This is a genomic window from Pseudomonas sp. BRG-100, assembly GCF_000737955.1.
Classification (GTDB): Bacteria; Pseudomonadota; Gammaproteobacteria; order Pseudomonadales; family Pseudomonadaceae; genus Aquipseudomonas; species Aquipseudomonas synxantha_A.
Map to the genome: position 1 here is coordinate 6,055,367 of NZ_JPRX01000001.1, position 18,616 is coordinate 6,073,982.

Genomic DNA, 18,616 nt, shown 5'->3' on the forward strand with positions numbered 1-18,616 from the left:
TGGCTGGTGGTCTGCGGCGGGGTCGGTATAATCGGCGCCCTTTTGTGATCCTTTGCCCGTGAGCCCGATGAACCTGCCCGAAATCCACGAATTCCTCGGCTGCCGCACCCCCGATGCCTGGGTCCAGGCCGCTCTGGCCGATCAGGAAACCCTGCTGATCGACCACAAGAACTGCGAATTCAAAGCCGCCAGCACCGCCCTGAGCCTGATGGCCAAGTACCACGGCCATGTTGACCTGATCAATATGATGTCGCGCCTGGCCCGCGAAGAACTGGTGCACCACGAGCAAGTCATGCGCCTGATGAAGAAGCGCAAGGTTGAACTGCGCCAACTGCACGCGGGCCGTTATGCCTCGGGTTTGCGCAAGGTGGTGCGCAGCCACGAGCCGGTCAAGCTGGTGGACACCCTGGTGGTCGGCGCTTTTATCGAAGCACGCAGCTGCGAGCGTTTCGAAGCATTGGTGCCGCATTTGGACGAAGAGCTCGGCAAGTTCTACTTCGGTTTGCTCAAAAGCGAGGCGCGGCACTTCCAGGGTTACTTGAAGCTGGCCTACCAGTACGGCGACGCCAAGGACATCGCCCAGGTGATCGAGCGGGTGAGGGCGGCCGAGCAGGAGCTGATCGAATCACCCGACATCGAGTTCCGCTTTCACAGTGGCGTGCCAGCCTGAGGCCACCGCCACGCCGATCAAGGCGGTGATCCCGGCGAGCAGCAGGATCACCATTTGCGTGCCCAACGGCGCTGCCAGCACGGCGATCATCAGGCCCGCCAACGGCTGTGGCAGGTTGTTGAGCAAGGTGATCACGCCTACCGTCTTGCCGAAATCCTGCACCGGGATCACTTTTTGACGGGTGCTGCGCAGGTACACGTTGAACATCTTGTCGAAGCCCGTCACCAGCAGGAAGCCCACGGCATACGCCCACACACCGGGGCTGACGGCGGTGATCAGCGCGCCGACTGCAATCATCGAATACGACAGCCCACCCATTACTTTCAACGGCAGTGATGAGCGTGCCAGGTAAAACAGAATCCCGATGGTGACCAGCGCGCCGGCGGCTTGCAGCAGGGCGTAGGCATCCTTGTCGGCGGCGTATTGGCCGGTAACCATGGCGGCCGAGGTGGCCAGTGTGACCCCGATAATCAGGTTCACGCCGACTGCCAGAATGATGATGCGCTTGAGTTCCACCAGGTTGCGGATGTGGCCAAACGCGGTGCGCAGCGGTTGCAGCCAGATACCCGGGTGCTGCCCATGGCTTTGCGGGCTCACCGTGGTGTTGCGCTGCCAGATCAGCATTGCCAGGTCAGCGAGAACAAACAGTGCGGCGATGGCCAGCACCACCCAGGGCCAGGCCCAAACCTGCAGCATCAACGCTGCCAGCAACGGCCCGAGCACCAGGCCGCTCTGGTCGGCAATCTGCGAATAGGACAAGGTCTTGGCGTAGGTGTAATGCTGGAAGACATGCGGCATCACCACCTCCCGCGCCATGATGCCCTGAGTGGTCAATACCCCGCACAACGCGGACAGCATCACCAGCCAATGGATCCCGTCGAACAGCCCATACAGCGCCACCGCCACCACGCAGGCCAGTGCCCGATACACCTGGCTGATATGCAGAATGCGTACGGGTGAAAACCTGTCGCACAAGGCTCCGCACACCGGAAATGCCAGATAGCGCGGCAGCGATTCGACAAAAAACGCCAGGCCCGCCCACGACACGCTTTGAGTGGTCTGGAACACGATCAGCGGCACGATGAACAGCAGGATCTGGTCGGCCAGCCGCGAGAGGAACAGCGAAACGAAGAACGCCAGGTAATCCTTGCGCATACAACTCCTTGAGAATGGCGTTAAAGATTGCAGGCTATTTGTTAAAAACTCTTAAAAGCATGAAGCTTCATCAGCTCGTACTGGCCAGCTGCTTCTGTGCGCCTGCTTGCCACCTATAATGCGCGCACTTCAATCTGCGTTTCTACACTGAGAACTTATGGAAAACCTGGGTCTGGGCAAGGTCCTGCTCGTTGAGGACGATGAAAAGCTGGCAGGGCTGATCGCGCAGTTCCTGTCGCAGCATGGTTTTGAGGTGCGTGTCGTGCACCGGGGCGATGAAGCCCTGGCAGCGTTCCTGGACTTCAAACCCAGGATTGTCGTGCTCGATTTGATGCTGCCAGGCCAGAGCGGGCTGCATGTTTGCCGCGAAATTCGCAATGTGTCAGACACGCCCATCGTGATCCTGACGGCCAAGGAAGACGATCTGGACCATATCCTGGGCCTTGAGTCTGGGGCTGACGATTACGTGATCAAGCCGATCAAGCCGCCGGTGCTGCTTGCACGTTTGCGTGCGTTGCAGCGCCGCCAGGTGCCCGAGCCCGCGGCGCGGGGTGCCCTAGAGTTCGGCCGCTTGTCGATTGATCGCAGCTGCCGGGTCGTCAGCCTGGGCGGTCAGACCATCGATCTGACGACCATGGAGTTCGAGTTGCTGTGGTTACTGGCCAGCAGCTCGGGCAAGATCCTCTCGCGCGATGACATCCTCAACCGTATGCGTGGTATTGCCTTTGATGGCCTCAATCGCAGCGTTGACGTCTACATCAGCAAATTGCGCGGCAAGCTCAACGACAACCCACGCGAGCCGGTGTGCATCAAAACCATCTGGGGCAAGGGTTACCTGTTCAATCCGTTCGCGTGGGAGGTTTAGATGCTGCGCTTGTATCTGCGCCTCTATGTGATCCTCGCGCTCGGCCTGGCCGGGTCGGTCTGGCTGGTCAACTATGGCCTGGACGCGTACATGCCCGAGTCCAACGAGACCTATAACCGTGAAGCCTTGCGCGGCCCGGCGTGGGCCCTGGTGGAACAATTGCGACCGGTACAGGGAGAGGCGCGCCAGGCACGCCTGGCTGAGCTGCAACCGCATTATGGCTTGCGCCTGAAACTGGTGCAGCGCGACGCCCAGCACCTGAGCGAGCGCGAACAGAAACTCCTGGCGAGTGACCAAGTGGTGGTACGCGAGGATTTTATGAAGTTCCTGTCAGCGATTGACGGCGGCCCGCAATTACTTGAGATCCAGCTGCCGGAAGAACCCAAATGGCTGTATTTGTGGGCTTATGGCTTTCTGGGCGCAGGCCTGGCCATCGTCCTGTATTTCTGGGTACGCCCGCACTGGCGTGACCTGGAGCATATCCGCCTGGCGGCGCAACGTTTTGGTGACAATGACCTCGGCTCACGCATCCTGTTGCCAAGGCGCTCCACCGTTCGCGAACTGGCAGGGCACTTCAACCAGATGGCCGAGCGCATCGAGAGCCTGATCGCCAACCAGCGCGAACTCACCAACGCCGTATCTCACGAATTGCGCACGCCGATTGCGCGCTTGTCGTTTGAACTTGATCAACTGCGCCAGCAGATCGATCCACGCCAAAGCAGCGAGTTGATTGCCGATATGTACGCCGACCTCGGCGAGCTGGAAGAAATGGTTTCCGAACTGTTGACCTACGCCAGCCTGGAGCGCGGTGCCACCCAGGTCACCCGCGAGAACATCGAAGCCCACAGCTGGCTCGACAGCGTGATCGGCAGTGTGGCCCTGGAGGCCGAAGCACAGGGGGTGCAGTTATCGCTGCGTACCTGTGAGGTCGACTTTATCCGCATCGAGCCACGCTTTATGGCGCGGGCGGTGATCAACCTGCTGCGTAACGCCATCCGTTATGCCGATCGCCGCGTGGAAGTGTCGCTGGTCAAGTTCGGCAACGGCTATGAAGTACGGGTCAATGACGATGGCCCAGGCGTGCCGCTGGAGGGCCGCATCAAGATCTTCGAACCGTTCCTGCGCCTCGACGCCAGCCGCGACCGCCGTACTGGAGGGTTTGGCTTGGGCCTGGCATTGGTCAAACGCGTCAGCCAGTGGCATGGCGGGCACGTGGAAGTGCTGGATTCGGAGTGGGGCGGGGCGTCGTTTCGGATGACCTGGGCGTATGGCGAGTAACACCTTTTGAATACTGCACTGCCCCTCCCACATTTTGATTGGGTTACCAACTTGAATCAGAAGGTGTATTCCACCATCCCCATCACCGACGTCTGCAAGCGGCGCTCCACAATCGGGCTCTTGCCCGCTTTATCCGCCAGGTACTGCACATCCAGCAGCGTCGAGAACTGTGTGTGCTCGCTGATTGGCAAGCTCCACGTAAGGTTCATGCCATTGCTGATATTGCCGCCGCTGGCCTTGTATGCCTTGAAGCGGCTGCGCGCGGCTTGGCCGGTGGTCACGCCGTACCAGGTCTGCAGGTAGTCGCGGTCACCAAAGTGGCTGTTGATGGCGGTATCGACGGAACCGTAACGGCCTTCATAGAGATTGGTCCCCAGGCTCAACTCCAGATGGGTAAAAGCCTTGCCGGTGTCCTTGTGTTTATCTTCTTCAAGCGCATGTTCCAGGGTGGCGCCAATGATCACAGCGCCGAGGTTGTAGGCGGCACTCACCCCCAATTGCGGGCGTGACTTGATCTCGCCCATGCCTTTGAGGCGTTTGGAGCCGGCATGCATGCTTTCGTTTTTATCCTTGCGCGAATCGCTTGCGCCAACGTATGCGCTGAAGCTCAAGGCATTGCCTTCATAACCCCAGCCCAGGCCAGTATCAGTGTCGAGGAAGACGCCCCAAGGGCTGATGATTTTGCCGCCCAGCACAGGCGCCGTCATGCGTTCGTCGCTGCCACTGTAGCGGGGGGCGTTGGCTATGCCGGCCTTGAGGCTGTATTGCCAGTCTTCGGCAAGCGCCGTGTCGGCGGCGGCAAGCAGGCACAGTGAGGTCACTGACAGGCACAGTTTTTTTGCGTGCATCAGGTGTTTCTCCAGGTTAGAAATTCAAGGGTGTGTGGGGGGACTGGGTGCGTTTGAAGGAATAACCCGAAGCGCTCAGCCCGTTGACCTGGCGGCTGACGGTGTCGCCCAGGCCATAGCCGGTGCCGGCGAGTACCGCGTGGGCGTTGTCGACCGGCAGCAGGATGTAGTCAGTCAGAGGCTCGTCGTGCAATTGGCCGCGTATCACCAGGAAGCCATCTTCCAGGCGCACACTGATGCCGCTCAACGGTGCGTCGGGTTCATGGCTGTTGAGTACCTGATAGGTGCCGATGGTGTCGGCCCAAGCCGTAGACAGGGTCGGCGGCTCGATGCGCTCACCGATAGCAATGCGTTGGCCGTGGCTGCGGGCCGTGAGCATCTGCCGGCCTTGTACCGTCACTACATCAAGCTGGATGCGACCCAGGTCGCCCAGGTCCTTGAGCCAAAAACCCAGGACCTTTTTCTGCGCACGCAGCCAGCCCTGGTCATCGCGCAACAAGTCGAAGGTGTAGCCGGCCAGTTCGCCAGCCAGGCGCTCACGGTCATCCTTGATACGGAATACGCCCCAGGGGGTCGCGTAGAACCCGGCCAGGCGCTTGCGGTCGACGGCCGCTGGCACGTGGCGCAGTTTCAGACCGTGGCTGGGAGCCTGGCAGTCGTCGGCGCAGGGGCGCTCGCCGGTTTGTGCCTCAAGCATCAGGCGCAGGCTGTCGATGGACAGCGACACCACCATCTCTTCGGCATTGCTGTCGTTGGCCATGATGATCACGGCCAGTTGCTGGTCCGGCAGCAGAGTCACCTGGGCGGCGAAATCATCGCCGCCGCCGCTGTGCTGGTAAGTACGCACACCGGGGGCAATCGGCTCGTCACCGCATGGCGCCAGAAACCAGCCCAGGCCCATCTGGCAGTCAAAATCCAAGGCGTTGCCGGTGTTTTGCTGGGTGAACATTTGATCTATTGAAGCGCTGCCCAGCACGCGGTTGCCCTTGTAGGTGCCTTTGGCAAACAACATCTGCACGTAGTGACTCAGATCCTTGGGGCTGGCCCACAGGCCACCGGCGGCAAGGTCGCGTACCTGCGCGTCGGTGCTGGCGTTGCCGTCCTCATAACCCAGGGCGCGAAAGCTCAATTGCGCGCCGGTGCCGAGGAAACTGGCCTGGTTCATGTGCAAGGGGGTCAAGAGGCTGCTTTGTAGCTGGGCTTCGAAGCTTTTGCCGCTGCTGCGCTCGATGGCGGCACCCACCAGCGAATAGCCGAGGTTGGAATAAGCCACCTGAAAACCGGGCGGGCTGCTCAGCCATACGCCCGACACGCGCATCGGCATCTGCCCCATGGCATAGGTGCTGTGCAGGTCACGCAGGTGCTCACTGGGCAGGCCGGATTGATGGCTGAGCAAACGCCGTAACGTGATGGCGCGATCTGCTTCGGCCTGGTCGTCATGAAAGCGCGAGCGTACGTAAAATTCACGCAGGGTTTGCTGGATCGGTGCATCCAGTGCCAGGCGCTGTTGCTCCACCAACTGCAGCGCCGCTGTGGCGGTGATCAGTTTGGAAATCCCCCCGGCGCGAAACGCCGTGTTGGGCGTAACCGGCACGCCCTGGGCCTTGTCGGCCAGGCCAAAGCCACGGGCCCAGATCAACTCCTGGCCATTGACCAGGGCAATCGACAAGCCTGCCACATTTTCCCGGACCATCTCCCGGGGTATGCGTGTTTGCAGGTAACGGATGATCGCGCCGTAATCGCCTTTTTGAATCGGCGGCGGAGCAGGCGGTTGCGAGTGGCAACCGATACTGCTCAGCAGGCAACCCAATAGCGGAATACCGCGCAGTCTGCGAAACATCAAGAGCACCCGAATGATGATTTGGATGCTGAAATGCTAGGGCGGCGGGGGCTGAGAATCTTTGAGTGCTTTGTCGGGAAACTGTCAAAGACTGTTAACGGCCAACTGTAGGAGCGAACTTGCTCGCGCCTACAGGATCAGGGCATCAATGTGGCGATCAGTGCCCGAATGGTCCCCGGCAATGCCTCCAACTCGCGCACCAGAATGCTGCGCTCGCGAATCGCCCAAGGCTCGTCCAGCTTCACCGTCACCAACTGCATGGTGCGGCTGTGGCGCTGGGCGGCGGACTCGGGAATGATCCCGATGCCCACGCCGGCCTCGACCATCCGGCAGATCGCCTCGAAGCTCGACACCTGGATGCGCAGCGACAACTGCTTGCCCAGGCGCTCGACGTGTTCGCGCAGGAAACTCAGCAGCGTGCTGCCTTCATGCAGGCCGATATGCTGGTAGGCGAGGGTTTGTTCGAGGGTGACCGAAGGCTGATCGGCCAAGGGATGCCCGACGGGCACCATCAGCACCAATTCATCCGTACTGAAATGCAGCACCTGCAAGCCAGCAGCTTCCACGGGACCGGCAATAATGCCCATGTCGCTGGTGCCATCGAGTACGCCGCGCACGATGTCCCGAGACAGGCGCTCCTGCAGGTCGACGGTCACGCCTGGGCGCTGGGACAAAAAGCCCGCCAGCACTTCCGGCAAGAACTCGGTGACCGCCGTGGTGTTGGCGAAGATGCGGATATGCCCGGCTGAGTCCACGCCGTATTGGGTGAACTCGCTTTTCAGGTAGTCCACCTGACGCATGATCAATCGCGCATGGTGCAACAGGCGCTCGCCCGCCGGGGTGATCTCCACGCCACGGCTGTCGCGGTACAACAGGCGGGTGTCGAGCTGACCTTCCAGGGCCTTGATTCGCGCACTCGCGGCGGCCGGCGACAGAAACGCGCGCTTGGCGCCCTGGGTCAGGCTGGGGGATTCGGCGATATGGATAAACAGGCGCAGGTCGGCGAGATCAAAGTGCATGCAAGACTCCCGGTACAGGGTGGCAGCGTTCAGCATAACCGAACGCTGGTTTATTGAAATGCAAATTCTCAGAACGGGCAGGCCCTTGCATGATCGGCAGCAGACACCCACTGCCTGAGGATCTGCACCCGATGAGCGCCACTGATTGGATCGGCCGAAGCGAGACTGCCCACGATCACCTGAGCCATAACCTGCTCAAGCGCATCGCCGCCACGTTCGGTGAAGGGGTGCCTGCCGACGGTGCAGCCGTACCCGCATTGTGGCAATGGTGCTTTTTCCAGGACCCGCTGCCGGAGTCGGCCCTGGGCAGCGATGGCCACCCGGCTCGCGGCGGGTTCTTGCCACCGGCCGATAACCGTAATCGCATGTGGGCCGGTGGGCGTATCGAGTTTGTGCACCCGCTGCGAGCCGGCGAGGCGGCGACCCGCGTGTCGACCATCACTCAGGTCGAAGAAAAGACCGGTCGCACCGGTTCGCTGTTGTTTGTCACGGTGCGCCACGACTATTCCCAGGCCGGGCGCCTGGCGATCCGCGAGGAACAGGACATCGTCTATCGCGAGCCCACGCCGCCCAAACCCGGCAGCGGCGATGCCCTGGTCCGGGGCGAATGGACAGAAGCGGTGGAACCGACACCAACCCTGTTGTTCCGCTACAGCGCCGTGACCTTCAACGGCCACCGCATCCATTACGACTATCCCTATGTCACCGCCACTGAAGGCTACAGCGGCTTGGTGGTGCATGGCCCACTGATCGCTACCTTGAGCCTGCGCGCGTTCTGCCGGGCGCACCCTGAAGCCACGCTGCGCCGTTTCATCTATCGCGGCGTGCGCCCGTTGATTGCACCGCAGCCGTTTGAAGTAGGCGGGCGCATCAGCGCAACCGGCGTCGCAGAACTTTGGGCCGGCAACGCTGAAGGTCTGGCGCAGACCGCCCAGGTGCATTTCGAATAACCCAAGAACAACAGGCGGAGAGCCGCGCATGAACCCCAATGACAACGAAGAACTCAATGCCATCCGCGAAGGCGTGCGCGCCTTGTGCGCCGAGTTCGATGCCGCCTACTGGCGCAGGATCGACGAAGACAAAGGCTTCCCCGAAGCCTTCGTCAAGGCCCTGACCGCTGCCGGCTGGCTGTCGGCAATGATCCCCGAAGAGTACGGCGGTTCCGGCCTGGGCCTGGCCGAAGCGTCGGTGATCCTCGAAGAGGTCAACCGTTGCGGCGGTAACTCCGGCACCGTGCATGGCCAGATGTACAACATGTTCACCCTGTTGCGTCACGGCAGCGCGGCGCAAAAGCGCTTCTACCTGCCCAAGCTGGCCAGCGGTGAACTGCGCCTGCAATCAATGGGCGTCACCGAGCCCACCACGGGCACTGACACCACCAAGATCAAGACCACCGCGATCAAACGCGGCGACAAGTACGTGATCAACGGCCAGAAAGTCTGGATCTCGCGAGTGCAGCATTCCGACCTGATGATCCTGCTGGCGCGCACTACACCCTTGGCCGAGGTGAAGAAAAAGTCCGAAGGCATGTCGATCTTCCTGGTCGACCTGCGCGAGGCCATCGGTAACGGTCTGACCGTGCAGCCCATCGCCAATATGGTCAACCATGAGACCAACGAGCTGTTCTTCGACAACCTGGAACTGCCGGCCGACAGCCTGATTGGCGAAGAGGGCAAGGGCTTCAAATACATCCTCGATGGCCTGAATGCCGAGCGCACATTGATTGCCGCCGAGTGCATCGGCGACGGCCGCTGGTTTATCGAAAAGGCCAGCGCCTATGCTCGCGACCGCGTGGTGTTCGGCCGGCCAATCGGGCAGAACCAGGGCGTGCAATTCCCGATTGCCGAAGCGCATATCGAGATCGAAGCGGCCGACTTGATGCGCTGGCGTGCCTGCGAGGAATACGACAGCGGCAAGAACGCCGGGGCCAGCGCCAACATGGCCAAGTACCTGGCGGCCAAGGCGTCGTGGGAAGCAGCCAACGCTTGCCTGCAAACCCACGGTGGCTTTGGTTTTGCCTGCGAATACGACGTGGAACGCAAATTCCGCGAGACGCGCTTGTACCAGGTGGCGCCGATTTCCACCAACCTGATCCTGTCCTACGTGGCCGAGCATCTGCTCGAACTGCCACGCAGTTTCTGAGGGCCTGAGCATGCGTCATACCCAAGCCCTGTGCCAATTCCTCGCTGATCTGACCTACTCGCAGTTGCCCGAGCACGTACTGGATCGCATCGAGGAGCTGTATCTGGATTGGCTCGCCTCGGCGCTGGCCAGCCAGGGCGCACACCCGATTCCCCTGTTCGAGCGCTATGCGCAGAAGATGGGGCCGAGCAGCGGCCCGGCCCAGGTGATCGTCAGCGGCGCCAGCAGCAGCGCGTATTTCGCGGCACTGGTCAATGCGGCATCGTCGCACCTGGTGGAGCAGGATGACCTGCACAACAGTTCGGTGCTGCACCCGGCCACGGTGGTGTTTCCAGCCGCGCTGGCGGCCGCCCAGGACCTGGGCAAATCGGGTCGCGATCTGCTGCTGGCTGCGGTGGCCGGTTATGAAGCCGGGATTCGCATCGGCGAGTTCCTGGGCCGCTCGCACTACCGCATCTTCCACACCACGGCCACCGTCGGCACCCTGGCGGCGGCGGTCGCCGTGGGCAAATTGCTCGATTTCAACCAGGAACAGTTCATCAACCTGCTCGGCAGTGCCGGCACTCAAGCGGCAGGGCTGTGGGAGTTCTTGCGCGATGCCGCCGACTCCAAGCAACTGCACACCGCCAAAGCCGCAGCGGATGGCTTGCTGGCGGCTTACCTGACGGCCGATGGATTGTCCGGTGCGCGCAATATCCTTGAAGGCGATCAAGGCTTGGCGGCGGGCATGTCGAGTGATTCAGAGCCGAGCAAGTTGTCCGCTGATTTGGGTAGCCGCTGGGCGCTGGTGGAAACCTCGTTCAAGTTCCACGCCTCCTGCCGCCACACCCATCCCGCTGCGGATGCGCTACTGGACGTGATGCAGCGTGAAGGCTTGAGCGCGGCGCAAATCTCCCGAGTGGAAACCCGCGTGCATCAAGGCGCCATCGATGTGCTCGGCCGGGTGACGGTGCCGGCCACCGTGCACCAGGCCAAATTCTCCATGGGCACCGTGCTTGGCCTGATCGCGGTGCATGGCAAAGCAGGGTTGCCCGAGTTCCATCAGCTGGCGTTGACCGACCCTGCGGTCGCGGCCTTTCGCGACAAGGTCAGCATGACCCTCGACCCCGAGGTCGATAGTGCCTATCCGCAACGCTGGCTGGGCCGTGTCATCGTCACCACCACTGACGGGCGCACGCTGCACGGTGCCATCGACGAGCCCAAGGGCGACCCGGGCAACACCTTGAGCCGCGCCGAACTGGCGGATAAGTTCCAGCGCCTGACTCACTTCAGCGGCGCCCGTACCCCCGCCCAGGCCAGTGGCCTGATCGAGCAGGTATGGAACCTGCGTAACACCGCGTCCATGGCCCATTGGCTTTGAGGGATTTGTCATGAGTAATCAACGACCGCTGGACGGCATCACGGTTGTCAGCCTGGAACACGCGATTGCCGCACCATTCTGTACCCGCCAATTGGCCGATCTCGGCGCCCGCGTGATCAAGGTCGAGCGCCCCGGTGCCGGTGACTTTGCCCGGGGCTATGACGAACGCGTGCGCGGCCTGGCATCGCATTTCGTCTGGACCAACCGTTCAAAGGAAAGCCTGACCCTGGACCTCAAGCAGGACGAGGCGGGCGCCATCCTTGAAGCGCTGCTGGCCGATGCCGATGTGCTGGTGCAAAACCTTGCACCCGGCGCGGCGGCGCGCATGGGCTTGTCGTTCGAGGTACTGCATCAACGTTTTCCAAGGCTGATCGTCTGCGATATTTCCGGCTATGGCGAAGGCGGGCCCTACGAGAAAAAGAAAGCCTACGACCTGCTGATCCAGAGCGAAGGCGGCTTCCTGTCGGTGACTGGCGGCCCGGGTGATGAGCAGATGGCCAAGGCCGGCTGCTCCATCGCGGATATCTCCGCGGGCATGTATGCCTACAGCGGCATTCTTTCGGCGTTGCTGCTGCGGGGCACGACCGGTAAGGGCAGCCGTATCGATGTGAGCATGTTGGAAAGCCTGGTGGAGTGGATGGGCTACCCGATGTATTACGCCTTCGACGGCGCGCCGCCGCCCCCGCGTGCGGGCGCGGCACATTCGACGATTTACCCCTATGGGCCGTTTCCCACCGGTGATGGCGGCACGGTGATGCTCGGGTTGCAGAATGAGCGCGAGTGGGCGGCGTTCTGCGACAAGGTACTGTTCACCCCGGCGCTGGCGACGGACGAACGTTTCAGCGCCAACTTCAAGCGTTCGGCCAACCGCGAGGCGCTGCGCCAGATTATCGTGGACAGCTTTGCCCGGTTGGACGCCGAGGCGGTGATTCAGCGTCTGGAGGATGCGCAGATCGCCAGCGCGCGAGTCAACGATATGCAAGGTGTATGGGCCCACCCTCAACTCAAGGCCCGCGACAGTTGGCGTGAAGTCGACAGCCCGGCCGGGCCGTTGCCCTCGTTGCTGCCACCGGCGCGTAACGCCGCGTTTACCCCGCGCATGGATGGTGTGCCGGCGCTGGGGCAACACAGCCAGGGCATTCTCGACCAGCTGGGTTATTCCGGTGAAGCCATCGACAGCCTGCGTGCGCGCGGCGTTATCTGATCAGGAAGTGTGCGATGCCAAAGCCTTTAGTTCGTTCAGCGTTGTTTGTGCCGGGCAGCCGCCCGGAGCGGTTCGCCAAAGCCTTGGCCAGCGGCGCCGACGCAGTGATTGTGGATTTTGAAGACGCCGTGGAAGAGCCGCTCAAGCGCCAGGCCCGGGGCAACCTGGGGATGTTCCTGCAGGCCCACCCCGAGGCCCAGGTGTGGGTGCGCATCAATGCGCCGGAACACGTCGAGCATTTTGAGGATGTGGCGTTTTGCAAGGCTCATGCAAATGTCGCGGGTGTGCTGCTCCCCAAGGTCGAGAGCGCAGCCCAGGTCGCCGTAGTGGCTGCCACCGGCAAACCCATCTGGCCGATCATCGAAAGCGCTCGCGGCTTGTTGGCGGTGGCCGAGATTGCCCATGCTCCGCTGGTAGAGCGGCTGTCGTTCGGTGGCTTGGACCTGGCCCTGGATCTGAACCTGAGCAGCCATTCCCGCGCTGCTGAGTTTGCCCTCGACCAGGCGCGCCTGTCACTGATCGTGCATTCCCGCGCCGCCGATCTGGTGGCACCGCTGGACGGCGTACATCCGGCCATCGACGACCCTGAGGGCCTGCGCAGTTCGATCCGGCACGCCTATGAAATGGGCTTTGCCGGGGCGTTGTGTATTCATCCCAAGCAGGTGCCGGTGATTCACCAGGCGTTGGCGCCCAGCGCCGAAGAACTGGCCTGGGCCAAGCGGGTAGTGGAGGCGAGTGCCCATGGGGCAGGGGCCTATCAGATTGATGGGCAGATGGTGGATGCGCCGGTGTTGCTGCGGGCACAAAGACTGCTGGCTGCCCAACCCTGACTGGATAAGCCTTCCCACAGGATCGACATGCTCCTTGAGGTTGGTGTTCGGCCAGGCCGAACGCAGGTATCTAAAATTCGAAATTCTCAATATGCAGCACATCAGGCACTTTGCCTTACAACACAACAATAAGAAGGTGATTTCCCATGCTCAAGCTCTCTCGGGCGCTGCTGTGCGCCGCCACCTTGTTCGCCGCGGGCCTGGCCCAGGCGGCTAACCCGATTGTGATCAAGTTCGCCCACGTGGTGGCCGAGAACACGCCCAAAGGCCAGGGCGCGCTGCTGTTCAAGAAGCTCGCCGAAGAACGCCTGGCCGGCAAGGTCAAGGTCGAGGTGTACCCCAACTCGTCGCTGTTCGGCGATGGCAAGGAAATGGAAGCGTTGCTGTTGGGTGACGTGCAGATGCTGGCGCCGTCCCTGGCCAAGTTCGAGCAGTACACCAAACAGGTGCAGATCTACGACCTGCCGTTCCTGTTCAACGACCTGGCTGCCGTCGACCGTTTCCAGGCCGCCCAGGGCAAGCAACTGCTGACTGCAATGCAGGACAAGAACATTCTCGGCCTGGCCTATTGGCACAACGGCCTCAAGCAACTCTCCGCCAACAAGGCCCTGCACGAACCCAAGGACGCCCGTGGCCTGAAGTTTCGCGTGCAAGCCTCCAGCGTGCTTGAAGAGCAGTTCAAGGCGATCCGCGCCAACCCGCGCAAGATGAGCTTTGCCGAGGTTTACCAGGGCTTGCAGACCGGCACCGTGAATGGCACTGAGAACACCTGGTCGAACTATGAAAGCCAGAAGGTCAACGAGGTGCAGAAGTATTTCACCGAGTCCAACCATGGCCTGATCGACTACATGGTGATCACCAACGCCAAGTTCTGGAACGGCCTGGCGCCGGATGTGCGCAGCACGCTGGAGCAGATCATGGCCGAAGTCACTGTCGAGGTGAACAAGCAGGCCGAAGCGCTGAACCAGTCGGCCAGGCAGAAGATCATCGATGCCAAGACCAGCGAGATCATCGAACTGACCCCCGAGCAACGCACGCTCTGGCGCGAAGCCATGCGCCCGGTTTGGCAGAAGTTCGAAGGCCAGATCGGGGCTGAGCTGATCAAGGCAGCGGACGCTTCCAACCAATAATCCCAGGGTGTACTGAGATCCAATGTGGGAGGCGGCTTGCTCCCGATAGCGGTGGATCAGAGACAGATCTGCAAGCTGACACATTGCTATCGGGAGCAAGCCCCCTCCTACATTTGGGCAAGTTCCACCCTGGTATTTCATTTGCCTCGCGAGGTTTTGCCATGCAAACGCTAAGGCGCGTCTGGGAGCACCTGGAGGAAGGCTTTATTGCCTTCCTGCTGGCCGCCATGACCCTGGTGACATTCGTCTACGTCATGCTCAATAACATCTACACCCTGTTCTTTTCCCTGGCCGACAAGTGGGCCTTGAGCAGCGACTTCTTCAACGCGGTAGGCGACGCCACCATGACCTGGGCCCAGGACATGACCTGGAGCGTGGCGCTGACCAAGGCCATGTTCGGCTGGTTGATTTTCTTCGGCATTTCCTACGGAGTACGCACCGCCGGCCACCTGGGCGTGGACGCGCTGGTCAGGTTGACCAAACGCCCGGTACAACGCTTGCTCGGGATGCTCGCCTGCCTGTGCTGCCTGGCCTACGCCGGCCTTTTCATGGTCGCCAGCTACAAGTGGGTGAGTGCGGTAATGACCGCACATATCGGTGCCGAGGACCTTGACCAGTTCGGTATCGACGTCGGTGACATCGTGGTGATCGTGCCTATCGGTTTTGCCTTGGTATTGATTCGCTACCTGGAAATTTTCTACCGCATTTTTACCCACCGCCAGGTCGGGTTGGGATTGGCCGATGAGGCCGGGGAGGCCAGCAAGTTGGCCGGCAGCCATGAGGAGCGTCATTGATGGCCGTGCTCTGTCTGTTTCTGCTGTTGTTCGTGTTCATGTTCCTTGGCGTGCCGATTGCGATTTCCCTCGGGCTGTCCGGCGCGGTGTCGATCCTGATGTTCAGCCAGGACTCGGTGAGCTCCCTGGCGATCAAGCTGTTTGAAACCAGCGATGCCTACACCTTCCTGGCGATCCCGTTCTTCCTGCTGTCCGGTGCCTTTATGACCACTGGTGGCGTGGCTCAGCGGCTGATCGACTTTGCCAATGCCTGTGTCGGTCATATCCGTGGCGGTCTGGCGATTGCGGCGGTGCTGGCCTGCATGTTGTTTGCCGCGCTGTCCGGCTCGTCACCGGCCACGGTGGCAGCGGTGGGCTCGATTGCCGTGGCAGGCATGGTGCGTTCCGGTTATCCGAAGGAGTTTGGTGCGGGGATCATCTGCAACGCCGGGACCTTGGGTATCCTGATTCCGCCTTCGATTGTGATGGTGGTGTATTCGGCGGCGACCGAAACCTCAGTGGGCAAGCTGTTCATGGCTGGGGTGATCCCGGGACTGTTGCTGGGCCTGATGTTGATGATCGCGATCTACATCGTCGCGCGTATCAAGAAGCTACCCGCGCAACCACGGGCGACGTTCCGCGAGTGGCTCAGTTGCGCACGCCGGGCGTTCTGGGGCCTGTTGCTGTTGGTGATCATCCTCGGCGGTATCTACAGCGGCATGTTCACCCCGACTGAAGCCGCAGCGGTGGCGGCGGTGTACTCGGCGTTTGTCGCGCTGTTCATCTACAAGGACATGACGCTGCGCGACTGCCCCAAGGTGCTGCTGGAGTCGGGGCGCTTGTCGATCATGCTGATGTTCATCATCGCCAACGCCATGCTGTTTGCCCATGTGCTGACCACGGAGCAGATCCCCCAGGAAATCACTGCGTGGGTGATCTCCGAAGGGCTGACGCCGATTGGTTTTCTGATCATGGTCAACGTGGTGCTGCTGATTGCCGGCAGCTTTATGGAGCCTTCGGCCATCGTGCTGATCCTGGCGCCGATCTTCTTCCCGATCGCGATGAAGCTCGGGATTGACCCGATTCATCTGGGGATCGTGATGGTGGTGAATATGGAAATCGGCCTGGTTCATCCGCCGGTGGGACTGAACCTGTTCGTGACCTCGGCGGTGACCGGGCTGACATTGGGGCAGACCATTCGCGCGGCGATGCCGTGGCTGATGATTTTGCTGGTGTTCCTGATCATGGTGACTTACTTGCCATTCATTTCCCTTGCGCTGCCGCATTGGCTGGGGATGTAAGGTGGGAGGGATTGCCCCCTCCCACATTTGTTGATTGTTTCGGCCTTACTGATCCATCGCACTCAAGATCGCATGGGCCACTTTTACCCGCTCGGCATTCGGGTAGTTCTTGTTGGCCAGAATCACCACGCCCATATCCTTGCTCGGCACATACGCCACATACGCACCAAAGCCACCGGTAGAGCCGGTCTTGTTGTACAACACGTTGGCCGGCTGCGCCTGGGCCGGGTTGAGCCAGGTGACCTTGTGCGGCTCCATTGCCATCGGTGTTGAGTTACCGTCGATCAACGCTTGCAGGGTGATGGGGTAGGGGTAGCGCTCCCAGCCCAGGCCCTGGGTCATGCCGTTCACGGTGTAGTAGCCAGCGTGGGTGGCGGCGATGGCCTGTTGCACGGGCTGTTCCAGGGTTTGCGGGTGCATGTTCGCAATGACATAGCGGGCGAGGTCCTGGCTGGTGGTCTTGAGCCCGTAGGCTTCACTGTCCAGCGCGCCGGGGCTGACGCGCACAGGTTTTTGCTGCTTGTCATAGCCTTGGGCATATTGGCTGGCTTTGTCCGTGCGCACGCTGACATACGTGTTGGTCAACCCTAGCTTGGGCAGCAGCGTCTTCTCCATGGCAACGTTGAACGGCTGGCCCAGGCTTTGCGCGGTCAGGTAGCCGAACAGGCCGATGCTGGGGTTGGAGTACAAGCGTTGTTCACCCGCAGCGTAAGTCGGCTTCCAATGCTGGAAGTAGCCCAGCATGGTCGATGCACTGTCGGCTGCATCCGGAAATTGCAGCGGCAAGCCGCCAGGGGTATAGGTCGCCAGTTGCAGCAGGCTGATGCGATCGAACGCGCTGCCGGCCAGGGACGGCAAGTACTGGCTGGCTGTGTCCGACAGCTTGAGCTTGCCGATGGCCTGGGCATAACCACCAAGGGTAGCGGTGAAGGTTTTACTTACCGAGCCGATTTCGAACAGCGTGTTTTGAGTGACCGCGGCCTGGGTGTCCTTGGCGGCTACGCCGTAATTAAAGTATTGCACCTTGCCCTGGTTCACCACCGCGACTGCAAGGCCGGGGATGCCTTGCTGTTGCATCAAGGGTTTGACGTTGCTGTCCACGACCTGGCGTATATCGGTGGCGGCCATACAGCCGCCGGATACGAGCAGCAAAGCTGAAACCAGGTACTTTGGCTGATATTTCATGGTGATTCGCTTCCATGTAAAAGTGGCAATGATGATCAGAGCCTGCGCAGGCGTGGCAAATCTAGGTGGATTTTATACCCGGAGCAAACGATGATATCTCGCACCAGCCATTAGAAAAATTGGGGTAAGCCTTGTTGCGTTCCCATCTGCCCCTCAATGCCCTGCGCGCTTTTGAAGCCTCGGCGCGCCATTTGAGCTTTACCCGCGCGGCCATCGAGCTATGCGTGACCCAAGCCGCAGTCAGCCATCAAGTCAAAAGCCTCGAAGCGCAGCTCAATGTCACGCTGTTCAAGCGCCTGCCACGCGGCCTGATGCTCACTCGCGAAGGCGAAACCCTGCTGCCGGTGTTGCGTGAAGCCTTCGACCGCATTGCCCACACCCTGGGCCAGTTCGAGGGCGGTCACTACCGCGAGGTGCTGACAGTGGGCGCGGTCGGCACCTTCGCAGTGGGCTGGCTATTGCCTCGTTTGGCGGATTTCCACAGCCGCTATCCGTTTATTGATTTGCGCCTGTCCACCCACAACAACCGCGTTGATGTCGCTGCCGAGGGCTTGGATTACGCCATTCGGTTTGGCGCAGGCGCCTGGCATGGCACCGAGGCCTGCCCTTTGCTGGAAGCCCCGCTGACGGTGTTGTGCGTGCCGCAGATTGCCGAGCAATTGCACAGCCCGGCCGACGTGTTGAAGCACACCTTGCTGCGCTCTTACCGTGCCGATGAGTGGAGCCTTTGGTTGCAGGCTGCCGGGTTGCCGGCAGACACCCTGGTGCCGCGCAGTATCGTGTTCGACTCTTCGCTGGCGATGATGGAGGCCGCCCTGCAAGGCAGCGGTGTGGCCCTGGCGCCAGCGTTGATGTTTTCACGCCAGTTGGAAAGCGATGTGATCCGCCAGCCGTTCGATGTGGGGATCACGACCGGCAGTTATTGGTTGACCCGTTTGCAGTCACGCAACGAGACACCCGCGATGTCGGCGTTCAAGGGGTGGTTGCAGACGTGTATTGAATAAGAATGTGGGAGG

The 18,616-nt window shown here is 61.2% G+C and carries 17 protein-coding genes; 12 read left to right on the forward strand and 5 right to left on the reverse strand.

Annotated elements, in window-relative coordinates:
• The first annotated feature begins 67 nt into the window (after positions 1-67).
• Positions 68-670, forward strand: a complete 603-nt coding sequence (locus JH25_RS00740) for a tRNA-(ms[2]io[6]A)-hydroxylase (protein WP_032880843.1) — start codon at positions 68-70, stop codon at positions 668-670.
• Here JH25_RS00740 and JH25_RS00735 read toward each other — a convergent pair.
• Positions 626-1,825: an MFS transporter gene (locus JH25_RS00735; protein ID WP_032880844.1), complete on the reverse strand. Its 1,200-nt coding sequence runs from the start codon at positions 1,823-1,825 to the stop codon at positions 626-628. The genes JH25_RS00740 and JH25_RS00735 overlap by 45 nt on opposite strands.
• Positions 1,826-1,982: 157 nt before the next feature.
• Here JH25_RS00735 and JH25_RS00730 point away from each other — a divergent pair, with 157 nt between their 5' ends.
• The gene (locus tag JH25_RS00730) at positions 1,983-2,690 is read left to right on the forward strand and encodes a response regulator (RefSeq protein ID WP_032880845.1); all 708 of its coding nucleotides are present in this window, start codon (positions 1,983-1,985) and stop codon (positions 2,688-2,690) included.
• Positions 2,691-3,968: an ATP-binding protein gene (locus JH25_RS00725; protein ID WP_032880846.1), complete on the forward strand. Its 1,278-nt coding sequence runs from the start codon at positions 2,691-2,693 to the stop codon at positions 3,966-3,968. It begins immediately after the preceding gene.
• Between the two features lie 56 nt (positions 3,969-4,024).
• On the opposite strand, the gene JH25_RS00720 is transcribed toward JH25_RS00725, so the two are convergent.
• The 3 genes from JH25_RS00720 to JH25_RS00710 all read right to left on the reverse strand — a co-directional run bounded on the left by JH25_RS00720 (position 4,025) and on the right by JH25_RS00710 (position 7,675).
• Positions 4,025-4,816 (reverse strand): MipA/OmpV family protein, encoded by a 792-nt coding sequence (locus JH25_RS00720; protein WP_032880848.1) that lies wholly within the window; start codon positions 4,814-4,816, stop codon positions 4,025-4,027.
• Between the two features lie 16 nt (positions 4,817-4,832).
• A complete protein-coding gene (locus JH25_RS00715; protein ID WP_032880849.1) occupies positions 4,833-6,656 on the reverse strand; it encodes a serine hydrolase domain-containing protein in 1,824 nt (607 codons plus the stop codon).
• Between the two features lie 137 nt (positions 6,657-6,793).
• A complete protein-coding gene (locus JH25_RS00710; protein ID WP_032880850.1) occupies positions 6,794-7,675 on the reverse strand; it encodes a LysR family transcriptional regulator in 882 nt (293 codons plus the stop codon).
• 131 nt (positions 7,676-7,806) lie between these two features.
• Between JH25_RS00710 and JH25_RS00705 the strand changes: the two genes are divergently transcribed.
• The 8 genes from JH25_RS00705 (at position 7,807) to dctM (ending at position 16,415) form a co-directional block, all read left to right on the forward strand.
• Positions 7,807-8,625, forward strand: a complete 819-nt coding sequence (locus tag JH25_RS00705; protein ID WP_032880852.1) for an FAS1-like dehydratase domain-containing protein — start codon at positions 7,807-7,809, stop codon at positions 8,623-8,625.
• 28 nt (positions 8,626-8,653) lie between these two features.
• Positions 8,654-9,817, forward strand: coding sequence for an acyl-CoA dehydrogenase family protein (locus JH25_RS00700; protein ID WP_032880853.1), 1,164 nt, complete (start codon positions 8,654-8,656; stop codon positions 9,815-9,817).
• Positions 9,818-9,827: 10 nt separating this feature from the next.
• Entirely contained in the window at positions 9,828-11,177 is a 1,350-nt protein-coding gene (locus JH25_RS00695) for an MmgE/PrpD family protein (protein WP_032880855.1), read from the forward strand.
• Between the two features lie 10 nt (positions 11,178-11,187).
• Positions 11,188-12,381: a CaiB/BaiF CoA transferase family protein gene (locus tag JH25_RS00690; protein WP_032880856.1), complete on the forward strand. Its 1,194-nt coding sequence runs from the start codon at positions 11,188-11,190 to the stop codon at positions 12,379-12,381.
• 14 nt (positions 12,382-12,395) lie between these two features.
• On the forward strand, positions 12,396-13,211 hold the full coding sequence (locus tag JH25_RS00685; RefSeq protein WP_005787904.1) for an HpcH/HpaI aldolase/citrate lyase family protein: 816 nt from the start codon (positions 12,396-12,398) through the stop codon (positions 13,209-13,211).
• A gap of 146 nt (positions 13,212-13,357) precedes the next feature.
• Positions 13,358-14,341, forward strand: coding sequence for a TRAP transporter substrate-binding protein (locus JH25_RS00680; protein WP_032880858.1), 984 nt, complete (start codon positions 13,358-13,360; stop codon positions 14,339-14,341).
• Between the two features lie 161 nt (positions 14,342-14,502).
• Entirely contained in the window at positions 14,503-15,135 is a 633-nt protein-coding gene (locus JH25_RS00675) for a TRAP transporter small permease (protein ID WP_032880859.1), read from the forward strand.
• Entirely contained in the window at positions 15,135-16,415 is a 1,281-nt protein-coding gene (gene dctM, locus JH25_RS00670; RefSeq protein WP_032880861.1) for a C4-dicarboxylate TRAP transporter large permease protein DctM, read from the forward strand. Before JH25_RS00675 ends, dctM begins: the two co-directional genes overlap by 1 nt.
• 45 nt (positions 16,416-16,460) lie before the next feature.
• Here dctM and ampC read toward each other — a convergent pair whose 3' ends face one another.
• The gene (gene ampC / locus JH25_RS00665) at positions 16,461-17,600 is read right to left on the reverse strand and encodes a class C beta-lactamase (RefSeq protein ID WP_032880862.1); all 1,140 of its coding nucleotides are present in this window, start codon (positions 17,598-17,600) and stop codon (positions 16,461-16,463) included.
• A gap of 131 nt (positions 17,601-17,731) precedes the next feature.
• On the opposite strand from ampC, the gene JH25_RS00660 reads away from it, so the two are divergent.
• Positions 17,732-18,604, forward strand: a complete 873-nt coding sequence (locus JH25_RS00660) for a LysR family transcriptional regulator (RefSeq protein ID WP_032880863.1) — start codon at positions 17,732-17,734, stop codon at positions 18,602-18,604.
• Positions 18,605-18,616 lie beyond the last annotated feature (12 nt).

What these genes read in the sequence shown, in the direction of transcription:
- JH25_RS00740 (WP_032880843.1), top strand. Translation starts at nt 68, where the DNA reads ATGAACCTGCCCGAAATCCACGAATTCCTCGGCTGCCGCACCCCCGAT.
- JH25_RS00735 (WP_032880844.1), bottom strand. Translation starts at nt 1,825, where the DNA reads ATGCGCAAGGATTACCTGGCGTTCTTCGTTTCGCTGTTCCTCTCGCGG.
- JH25_RS00730 (WP_032880845.1), top strand. Translation starts at nt 1,983, where the DNA reads ATGGAAAACCTGGGTCTGGGCAAGGTCCTGCTCGTTGAGGACGATGAA.
- JH25_RS00725 (WP_032880846.1), top strand. Translation starts at nt 2,691, where the DNA reads ATGCTGCGCTTGTATCTGCGCCTCTATGTGATCCTCGCGCTCGGCCTG.
- JH25_RS00720 (WP_032880848.1), bottom strand. Translation starts at nt 4,816, where the DNA reads ATGCACGCAAAAAAACTGTGCCTGTCAGTGACCTCACTGTGCCTGCTT.
- JH25_RS00715 (WP_032880849.1), bottom strand. Translation starts at nt 6,656, where the DNA reads ATGTTTCGCAGACTGCGCGGTATTCCGCTATTGGGTTGCCTGCTGAGC.
- JH25_RS00710 (WP_032880850.1), bottom strand. Translation starts at nt 7,675, where the DNA reads ATGCACTTTGATCTCGCCGACCTGCGCCTGTTTATCCATATCGCCGAA.
- JH25_RS00705 (WP_032880852.1), top strand. Translation starts at nt 7,807, where the DNA reads ATGAGCGCCACTGATTGGATCGGCCGAAGCGAGACTGCCCACGATCAC.
- JH25_RS00700 (WP_032880853.1), top strand. Translation starts at nt 8,654, where the DNA reads ATGAACCCCAATGACAACGAAGAACTCAATGCCATCCGCGAAGGCGTG.
- JH25_RS00695 (WP_032880855.1), top strand. Translation starts at nt 9,828, where the DNA reads ATGCGTCATACCCAAGCCCTGTGCCAATTCCTCGCTGATCTGACCTAC.
- JH25_RS00690 (WP_032880856.1), top strand. Translation starts at nt 11,188, where the DNA reads ATGAGTAATCAACGACCGCTGGACGGCATCACGGTTGTCAGCCTGGAA.
- JH25_RS00685 (WP_005787904.1), top strand. Translation starts at nt 12,396, where the DNA reads ATGCCAAAGCCTTTAGTTCGTTCAGCGTTGTTTGTGCCGGGCAGCCGC.
- JH25_RS00680 (WP_032880858.1), top strand. Translation starts at nt 13,358, where the DNA reads ATGCTCAAGCTCTCTCGGGCGCTGCTGTGCGCCGCCACCTTGTTCGCC.
- JH25_RS00675 (WP_032880859.1), top strand. Translation starts at nt 14,503, where the DNA reads ATGCAAACGCTAAGGCGCGTCTGGGAGCACCTGGAGGAAGGCTTTATT.
- dctM (WP_032880861.1), top strand. Translation starts at nt 15,135, where the DNA reads ATGGCCGTGCTCTGTCTGTTTCTGCTGTTGTTCGTGTTCATGTTCCTT.
- ampC (WP_032880862.1), bottom strand. Translation starts at nt 17,600, where the DNA reads ATGAAATATCAGCCAAAGTACCTGGTTTCAGCTTTGCTGCTCGTATCC.